Source organism: Stenotrophomonas sp. STEN083 (genome assembly GCF_056759195.1).
This window is the reverse complement of sequence record NZ_JBRRCU010000024.1, coordinates 44,518-53,212: the sequence shown is the minus strand read 5'-3', so window position 1 is coordinate 53,212 and position 8,695 is coordinate 44,518. Positions and strand designations below refer to the sequence as shown.

Sequence of the window (8,695 nt, the reverse complement as noted above, 5' to 3'; positions counted from 1 at the left end):
GGTTTGTGTCCCTCTGGGCTGCGCTCCGTGGGGTGTGTTTGTTGTTGGCGTGTCGGCCGGGCGTGGGGGGGCCGCCCCACTACATTGTTCCGGCGTGCTCTAATCGCGCACCTGTTGCTGAAGGATGTCGTCGTTGTCTACTTCTGCTTTCCAGCCTGTGGCAGTGAATGAGCGCATTGCCAGCTTGGATGTGCTGCGCGGCTTTGCCCTGTTCGGCATCCTGCTGATGAACATGGAGGCCTTCAGTGGCCCGTTGGATCTGTCGTTCACCGGCATCGATCCGCACTGGCAGGGCTGGGACTACTGGGCCGATGCCTTCGTCTACATCTTCGTGCAGGGCAAGTTCTTCACTCTGTTCTCGCTGCTGTTCGGTGCCGGCTTCGCGGTAATGGCGCAGCGGGCGGTCACTGCAGGACGCGACTTCACCCGCTTCTATCTGCGTCGCAGCCTTGGCTTGCTGATCATCGGCGTGCTGCATGGGCTGTTGCTATGGTCCGGTGACATTCTGGTCGCCTACGCGCTGTTGTCGTTTGTGTTGTTGGCATTCCGCGAGGCGCCGCGCAGTTGGTTGCCGGCATTGGGAACAGTGGCTTATCTGGGCGCCGCTGTACTGATGTTGCTGCTGGGTGCCTTGATGCAATTTGCCCCGGCCGACGCCGCCACTGCACAGGCGGAAGCAGCAAAGGCCGCAATCGAGGCGCAGCGTCAGGCTTACGGGCAGGGCAGCTATCTGCAGGCAGTCGCGCAGCGCCTGCAGGACGTGGGTGCTTCGCTGGGTGCGCTGTTGCTCGTTGGCCCCCAGGTGCTGGGCATGTTCCTGATCGGCGCATGGTTCGCGCGCAGTGGTGCCATTGCCGAGCCAGGCCGCTATCCGCGTTTGTGGGCCGTTTTGCGCTGGTTGCTGCTGCCGATCGGTCTTGCGGTGATGTTGCTGAGCGTGTGGGTGCTGCCATACAACGCCCCAGGGCAGTTCACCATGCGCAGCGCAGGCGCCTACGCGCTGACTGCAGTCGCAGGTTTGCTGATGTGTCTGGGCTATCTGGCTTGGGGCGTGCGCTGGAGTCGTCATCTGCAATGGCTGGCACCGGCGGGGCGCATGGCCTTGAGCAATTACCTGGGGCAGTCCTTGGTCTGTACCCTGGTCTTCTACGGCTATGGTCTGGGTTGGTTCGAACAGATGGGGCGTGGGTCGCAGCTGCTGTTTGCCGTGGTCCTGTTCGCTGTGCAGGTACTGCTCAGCCAGCTATGGTTGCGGCGTTTCCAGTACGGGCCGGTGGAGTGGTTGTGGCGGGCGTTCACTTACTTGCAAATGCCACCACTGCGGCGCTGATGTATTGGTGGCAATAAAATAGCTGGGTGAACTCTCCCAAAGACGATGTTCTTGTTGTTGGCGCCGGTGCCACCGGTCTGGCCACCGCGTTGGCACTTTCCGAAGCGGGACGGCAGGTGCGCGTGATTGACACTGGCACACTGGGCGGTGCGACCTCGCACGGTAACTGCGGCACCATCACTCCAAGTCATGCGCCACCGCTGGCGGCACCGGGTGTGCCGATGCGCGCATTGCGCTGGATGTTGTCGCCGCAGGCGCCGCTGTACATCCCGCCGCGTTTTGATCCTGCTCTTTGGCGCTGGCTGTTGAAATTCGCGGCGCGCTGCAATCGACAGGACTGGCTGCACAGCGCGCAAGGGCGTGCCGTATTGTTGAACGACTCCCGGCAGCGTCTGGCTGACTGGGTGCAGCGCTATCAGTTGGATTGCGAGTTCGCCCAGAAGGGCTTGGACTATGTGTTTCGCCAGCAGCGCAATTTCGACGCCCATGCGGGCGAACGCAGCGTTTTGGCAGAGCTTGGCATCGTCACCGAAATAATCGATGGCAGCGATTATGTTCGTGCTGAGCCCGCCTTCAACGATGGCGTGGTCGGCGCGATCCGTTTTCCGGGCGATGCCAGTCTGCGCCCAGACCGTTACATCGCCGAACTGGGACGAGTGCTGCGTGCGCGCGGCGTGCTGATCGAAGAGCACTGCGCGGTGCAGTCATTCGAGCCGAGCGAACAGGGCGTGCGCGTGCAGACCAATCGAGGTGCCCGTGATAGCTGTGAACTGGTGCTGGCGACCGGTGCGTGGTCACCGCGGCTTGCCGCCAGGCTTGGGCTGCGCGTCCCGATCCAGGCAGGCAAGGGCTACTCCATCACTGGCAGCTGTCCGATGCAGGTGCCGAGCCGGCCGGTGGTGCTGAAGGATCGTTCGGTATTTGTCATTGCCTGGGCTGAACAGATGCGTATGGGCGGCACGATGGAGTTTTCCGGACAGGACCGGCGTTTGAATGAAACCCGTCTGCAGGCACTGGAGCAGGCGGCGCGGCAGTATCTGCGCCAGCCAATCGGCGAGGTCATATATGAGCGCTGGTATGGCTGGCGGCCGATGACCTGGGATGACATGCCGATACTGGGGCGCTCCCCCGTGCATGCTCACGTCTGGCTAGCAGCGGGTCATGGCATGCTCGGCATCAGTATGAGCAGTGGGAGCGGACAACTGATGGCTGATTTGATAACCGGGCGAGCGCCTGCAATTGATCCTGCGCCGTATAGCGTGGAGCGCTTCCAATGAGCGCGCGCAACTACGACGTGGTGGTGTTGGGTGGCGGTTCGGGCGGTTTGGCTGCCACGTTCCGCGCAGCATCCTACGGCGCCAAGGTGGCGATGCTGGAGCCTGCGCCGCTGGGTGGTACCTGCGTGAACGTGGGGTGCGTGCCGAAGAAGGCGATGTGGCTGGCCGCGGACCTGGCTGAGCGGATCGCATTGGCGCGACGTGTCGGGTTTGATGTGCCGGCAGAACCGGCGTTGGCATGGTCGACGCTGTTGGATCGGCGTCAACAGTACATCGCCAATATTCACGCCAGCTATCAGAAGCGGTTGGATGAAACCGGCGTGGTGCGGGTCAGCAATCGTGGGCATCTGATCGATGCGCACACGGTTCAGTGCGAAGACGGCACGCAGTTCCGCGCCGAGCACATCGTCATCGCTACCGGCGCGCATCCGCTCAAGCCGGAGTTGCCGGGGGCAGAGTTGGGTGGTGTGTCGGATGATTTCTTTGCGCTGCAGGCACGGCCGGATCGCGTTGCCCTGGTAGGCGGTGGCTATATCGCGGTGGAACTTGCCGGGGTACTACGTGCATTGGGTAGCGAGGTTGCCTTGCTGGTACGTGGGCAGCGCTTGCTGGATAAATTTGACGCGGAAGTATCAGACCAGCTGGCGGAGAACCTGCGCCTGCAGGGCGTGGAGCTGCACTTCGGCTGCAAGGTAGAAGCGCTGCAGCGGCAGCAGCAACAGATCCGCGCGCAGCTGCACAACGGTCCGGAACAGGCGGTGTTCGATACGGTGCTTTTCGCCACCGGGCGTGGCCCGAACACAAAGGGGCTTGGCTTGGAGCAGGCTGGCGTGAGGCTGGGCGAGAAGGGCCAGATCGAAGTTGATGATTACCAGAACACTTCGGTGCCGGGCATCTATGCGGTTGGCGACGTTACCGGCCGGGTGACCCTGACTCCGGTTGCGATTGCTGCCGCACGCAGGCTGATGGATCGCGTGTTGGGCGGGCAACCTGAGGCCAGGCTCGATTACGAGAACGTTCCCAGTGTTGTGTTCGCGCATCCGCCGCTGGGCAGTGTCGGCCTGAGCGAGGAAGAGGCCTGTAAGCGTTTTGGCAAGGTGAGTACGTATTACAGTCGGTTCCGGCCGATGCTGCAGGCGCTGGGGCAGGGTGAAGTGCGCAGTTTGTTCAAGATGGTCTGTGCCGGTGAAGACGAGAAGGTGGTTGGCATCCATCTGCTGGGCGAGGGGGCCGACGAGATACTGCAGGGGTTTGCGGTGGCGGTGAAGGCCGGAGTGACGCGCAGGCAGATGGAGGAGACGGTGGCGATCCATCCGACTTCGGCTGAGGAAGTTGTTTTGATGCGTTGAGGTTGGTGGGCAGCAACAGCGACAGCGCAAAGGCACCCCTCCTCAATCCTCCCCTGCGCTGCGCGCAAGGGAGGAGGCTGGTCCTGCAGTTGCGGGCAATGCGTTTGCTCCCTCCCTTTGCCGTAAGCAAGGGGGGAAGAAGGTCTGCTTGCGCGCCACTGGCGCGCGGCCTGATGAACGACCGAAGGCCAGGCCTTCGGGCCGGGCGGGTTGGGGAGGGGTGCGGTTGATCTTGCTTGTTCTCCGGTGAAAACCCTGGTCCTACCCAGCAGCCACGCCCAAATCCCGCAGCACCCATAATAGAAAGCCAGCTCCCCCGGATGCCGTAACACCGTGACTGCTCCAAGCCAGCGCCAGGCCGTAGTGGCTGCGCCAACACTACCCACCAGCTCGCGCCGGCTGTTGATCAGCGGCCTGCTGCTGGCCGCCACCGGTGCGATCGCCGCCTCCGGCAAGGCGGTGATCGTCAAGCTCGCCTACCGGCATGGCGCCGATGCCACCGCCTTGCTTGCGCTGCGGATGATGATCGCGTTTCCGTTCTTCATCGCCATGGGCATGTGGGCGGCACGGCGCGCGCAGCCGCTGTCGGTCGGTGATCGTTGGCGGGTGTTGCTGCTCGGTTTCAGTGGCTACTACCTGTCGAGCTATCTGGACTTCCTCGGTCTGCAGTACATCAGCGCTACGCTGGAGCGATTGATCCTGTATCTCAGCCCCACGTTGGTGGTGCTGATCGCGCTGGTGGTGCTCAAGCAGCGGCCAACCCGCATCCAGGTAGCGGCCTTGCTGGTCAGTTATCTGGGCGTACTGCTGGCCTTCGGTCATGACATCCAGCTCGAAGGGCGACGCACCTTGATCGGCTCGGCCCTGGTGTTCGCCAGTGCGCTGAGTTATGCGGTGTATCTGTTCGGCAGTGGTCAGGCGGTGGCGCGGATTGGCGCGGTGCGCCTGACTGCCTACGCCAGCATGGTGGCCTGCGTGCTTTGCATCGGCCAATACCTGCTGTTCCAGCCCTGGGCAGCGCTGTGGGAGTACGCGCCGCCGGTGTACTGGCTGTCACTGCTCAACGGCACGGTCTGTACCGTCCTGCCGGTGCTGGCGATCATGATCGGGGTCAAGCGGATTGGCTCCTCGCTGGCCGCGCAGGTGAGTATGCTGGGCCCGGTTTCCACGATTGTGCTCAGCGTATGGCTGCTCGACGAACCGATGGGCATTTGGCAAAGCGCCGGGACGGTGCTGGTACTGCTGGGCGTGCTGCTGGTGGGCAGCGGCGTGGCGAAGAAGCGGTGAGCCCTGAGGCCAGTGCCGCCGCCGGCCACGCGCGCATCCTTGAGGCTATTCGCGCCATCCCGCGCGGACAGGTGCTGGGCTACGGTGAAGTGGCGGCCAAGGCCGGGTTGCCCGGAAGGGCAAGGCTGGTGGCGCGCCTGCTGGGCAACAACGACGACCCGGAGCTGCCGTGGCATAGAGTGCTGCGCTCGGACGGCCGTATCGCCATGCCCGAGGGCTCGCGCGGTTGGCGCGAGCAGAGCCAACGGCTGCGGGCCGAGGGTGTGGCGGTGGAGAACGGCAGGGTGAAGCGGCCCAAACCGCCGCGCAGCCTGGACGAGGCGATCTGGGGCCCGGGCTAGCCGCTGCGGCTATGATGTAGCCAGTTTCCCCGGATGCCACCATGTTCCCGCGCCTACCCAAGATCACCCAGACGTTGCTGATCGCCAACATCGTCCTGTTCCTGCTGCAGCAGCTTCCGCAGACGGCGGGCATCTTTACCCAGCTGATGCTGTGGCCCTTGGGCTCGCAACAGGTGTTTGCTGATTCGCCTGGTTTTGAGCCGTGGCAGCTGCTGAGCTACGGCTTCCTGCATGGCAGCTTCGGCCATCTGTTCTTCAACATGCTGGCGCTTTTCATGTTTGGTGCGCCGTTGGAGGCGACCTGGGGCGAGAAGCGCTTCCTGACCTATTACATGGTCTGTGTGGTCGGTGCCGGCCTCTGCCAGCTGCTGGTGGCTGCCTTTGCAGGTGAGTACAACCCGGTGCTGGGCGCCTCTGGCGGTGTGTTCGGCCTGCTGCTGGCCTACGGTATGTTGTTCCCGAACCAGCGGGTGGTGCTGTTGTTCCCGCCGATCCCGATGAAGGCACGTACTTTCGTGATCGTGTTCGGTGCGATTGAGCTGCTGCTGGGCTTCACCGGTTGGCAGCCAGGCGTGGCCCATTTCGCCCACTTGGGCGGCATGCTGTTTGGCTGGTTGCTGATCCGCTACTGGCGTGGGCAGCCACCGTTCAACAAGCGTGGCCCGCATCTGCGCCGCGTCAAATAGCAAGCAACTGTAGTGCCGAGCCATGCTCGGCAGGGGCTTTGCCCGCGCAAGGCAGCCCTCACCCCAACCCCTCTCCCGCAAGCGGGAGAGGGGCTCAAACAGAAATGCCGAGCATGGCTCGGCACTACGGTGAGAATGCAAAAAGGCGCGGAATCCGCGCCTTTTTGCTTCCTTCAATTCCGCATCAACGCCAGATCCTGATCTGCTCGGCGTCGGTACGCTGCATCGGCTGGCCCGGCTTGCAGCTGAAGCTGGCGCCAAACTCCGGCAGGTTGGACAGCGGTGCATTGCTGCGCCAGCGGCCCGGTGCGCGCACGTCGGTGCTCAGGCGCTGCACGGCTTCGTTCGGCGACAACTGCTGCGCCCACAGGCTGGTCCAGCCCTTGAAGAAGTCCTGCTTGTCGGCCGGCTTGGCATCAGCCTGGGCGGCAGTGAAGGCCTCCAACGCGATCTCCATGCCCGACAGATCCGCCATGTTCTCGTCGCGGGTCAGCTCACCGTTGACCTTGGCATCCTTGACGCCCGGGAACGGGTAAGCGCTGTACTGCGCGGCGACGCGGTTGCCGAGCAGCGTCCAGGCGCTCTTGTCAGCCGGCGTCCACCAGCTGCGCAGTTCGCCCTTGGCGTCGATCATCGCGCCCTTGACGTCGATGGCGCGGCTGACTTCATGCGCGACCAGGCCACCGAAAGCGCCGAACTTCTCGGCATTGCTGGCGTTGGCGGCAAAGATCGGCCCCTGCAGGGCTGCGGCCGTCACGATCAAGCGGTTCTGGGCGATGTCGTAAGCGATCGACGGCTGCTGTGGCAGCACGTCCCAACGGCGGTCGGCGTTGCCCTTGCCGATGCGCTTCATTTCCTGGGCGTGGCGCCAGGTAGAAGCGATCAGGATGTTGCCACCAAAGCTGCCGCGGCCCATCGGCTGTACGGTGTAGTCCAGATCGCGCAGCGGGGTGCCGATCTCGATCTTCATCGCCGCCAGCTTGGCTTCGGCTTCGGTCTTGGCATCGGCGCTGAGCCAGCTGCTGCGCTTGACCGCGGCGATCTGTGCTTCGCGGATCTGGTCGACCATGACGCCAGCCTGGCGGCGGGTGTCGCGGTTGAGGTAGGTCGCGGCGTATTCGTGGCCCAGCATCGGGCCGGCGGCCACGTTGATGGCGTCGAGCACAGCGTCCGGGCGCGCCGGGGCGATGGCCTGGCCACGCAGCAGGCGGCCACGGAACTCGAACTCGGCGTCGCGGTAGGCCTTGGACAGGTACGGCGCCATCGCGTCGCCCACGCGCCAGCGCAGGTAGGCTTTCCACTGATTGGCCGGCAGACGGCTGACCATGCCGTTGAGCTGCTGGAACAGCGCCGGGTCGGCCAGCGACACCAGGTCGTCGTTCACGCCCTGCGCCTTCAGGAAGGCATCCAACTGCAGGTTGCGGTAGCGGCTGTTGAGGTCCTTGGTGGAGACCGGCGCGTAGTTATTGAACGGGTTGTTGATGTCGGCCACCGAGTGCGCGCTGCGCGCCAGTTCGGTTTCCAGCTGGATGACCAGCGCCGATTCGGCATCAAGTTGCGCCGCCGGGGTGCCGGTCAGGGCCAGGATCTGCTTCACGTAGGCGCGATAGCGGCCCATCAGGGCAACGGTGTCGGCATCGGTGCGGGTGTAGAAGGCCGGGTCCGGCAGGCCGGTGCCGCCTTGCATGAAGTAGCCGATATGGCGGTCCAATGCCTTCAGGTCTACGTCCGGGGCGAAATTGAACGCGACCGGAATGCCGACCTGATGCAGGGCAGCGATCGAGGCCGGGATGTCCTTGGCCTTCTTGATGGCGTTGATGCGGGTCAGCAGCGGCGCGATCGGCTTGGAACCGTCGGCTTCGACCGCGGCTTCATCCAGGCCGCTGGCCCAGAAATCGCCAAGCAGCTTCTGCACGTTGCCTTGCGGCGCGGTCATCGCGCGATCCAGCAACTGGCGCTGCTGGGTGTGGGTGTTGTCCGCCAGCGTGCCGAGCGCGCTGACCGCACCGGTCTGCGGCACCGGGTTGGCCTTGAGCCAATTGCCGTTGGTGGTTTCGTAGAAGTCCGTACAGGCCGCGCTCACTGCCGGTGCCCTAGCCGCAGGCTTCTTGCGGGCGGCCTGCGCATCGTTGGCGGACAGCATGGTCGCCAGGGAGAAGGTCAGGGCCAGGGTAAGTGGGCGAACGTTGGGCATGTGGTGCATATCCGCAGAAGGACAAAGTGGGCGGAGTTTAACAAGCTGGCGGGGGAATGGTGCCGGGGCGGGGCACGGAATTGGGTACTGCATCAAAGCTGGTGCTTGTAGGAGCGGCGTTAGCCGCGAAGCCACGGCAGATGATGTGGCTGGCGTTGACTGGATTGGGTTGACTCGTGGCGCTTTGGGTTTGGTCGGCTTCGCGGCTTACGCCGCTCCTACAAAAAAAGA

The 8,695-nt window shown here is 63.9% G+C and carries 7 protein-coding genes; 6 read left to right on the top strand and 1 reads right to left on the bottom strand.

What is annotated here, in order from left to right; all coding sequences use genetic code 11:
• The first annotated feature begins 124 nt into the window (after positions 1-124).
• The 6 genes from ACVOK8_RS09550 to ACVOK8_RS09525 all read left to right on the top strand — a co-directional run bounded on the left by ACVOK8_RS09550 (position 125) and on the right by ACVOK8_RS09525 (position 6,270).
• Positions 125-1,330 (top strand): DUF418 domain-containing protein, encoded by a 1,206-nt coding sequence (locus tag ACVOK8_RS09550; protein WP_481566589.1) that lies wholly within the window; start codon positions 125-127, stop codon positions 1,328-1,330.
• 26 nt (positions 1,331-1,356) lie between these two features.
• Positions 1,357-2,607: an NAD(P)/FAD-dependent oxidoreductase gene (locus tag ACVOK8_RS09545; protein ID WP_481566588.1), complete on the top strand. Its 1,251-nt coding sequence runs from the start codon at positions 1,357-1,359 to the stop codon at positions 2,605-2,607.
• Positions 2,604-3,956: a glutathione-disulfide reductase gene (gene gorA / locus ACVOK8_RS09540; protein ID WP_481566587.1), complete on the top strand. Its 1,353-nt coding sequence runs from the start codon at positions 2,604-2,606 to the stop codon at positions 3,954-3,956. The genes ACVOK8_RS09545 and gorA overlap by 4 nt, the downstream gene beginning before the upstream one ends.
• Before the next feature lie 363 nt (positions 3,957-4,319).
• Positions 4,320-5,243 carry a DMT family transporter gene (locus tag ACVOK8_RS09535; protein WP_481566593.1) on the top strand — a complete coding sequence of 308 codons (924 nt, stop codon included), beginning with the start codon at positions 4,320-4,322 and terminating at the stop codon, positions 5,241-5,243.
• The gene (locus ACVOK8_RS09530) at positions 5,240-5,584 is read left to right on the top strand and encodes an MGMT family protein (protein ID WP_481566586.1); all 345 of its coding nucleotides are present in this window, start codon (positions 5,240-5,242) and stop codon (positions 5,582-5,584) included. Before ACVOK8_RS09535 ends, ACVOK8_RS09530 begins: the two co-directional genes overlap by 4 nt.
• Positions 5,585-5,625: 41 nt before the next feature.
• The gene (locus tag ACVOK8_RS09525; protein ID WP_481566585.1) at positions 5,626-6,270 is read left to right on the top strand and encodes a rhomboid family intramembrane serine protease; all 645 of its coding nucleotides are present in this window, start codon (positions 5,626-5,628) and stop codon (positions 6,268-6,270) included.
• A gap of 184 nt (positions 6,271-6,454) precedes the next feature.
• Here ACVOK8_RS09525 and ACVOK8_RS09520 read toward each other — a convergent pair whose 3' ends face one another.
• A complete protein-coding gene (locus ACVOK8_RS09520) occupies positions 6,455-8,464 on the bottom strand; it encodes a M13 family metallopeptidase (protein WP_481566584.1) in 2,010 nt (669 codons plus the stop codon).
• Positions 8,465-8,695: the final 231 nt, after the last annotated feature.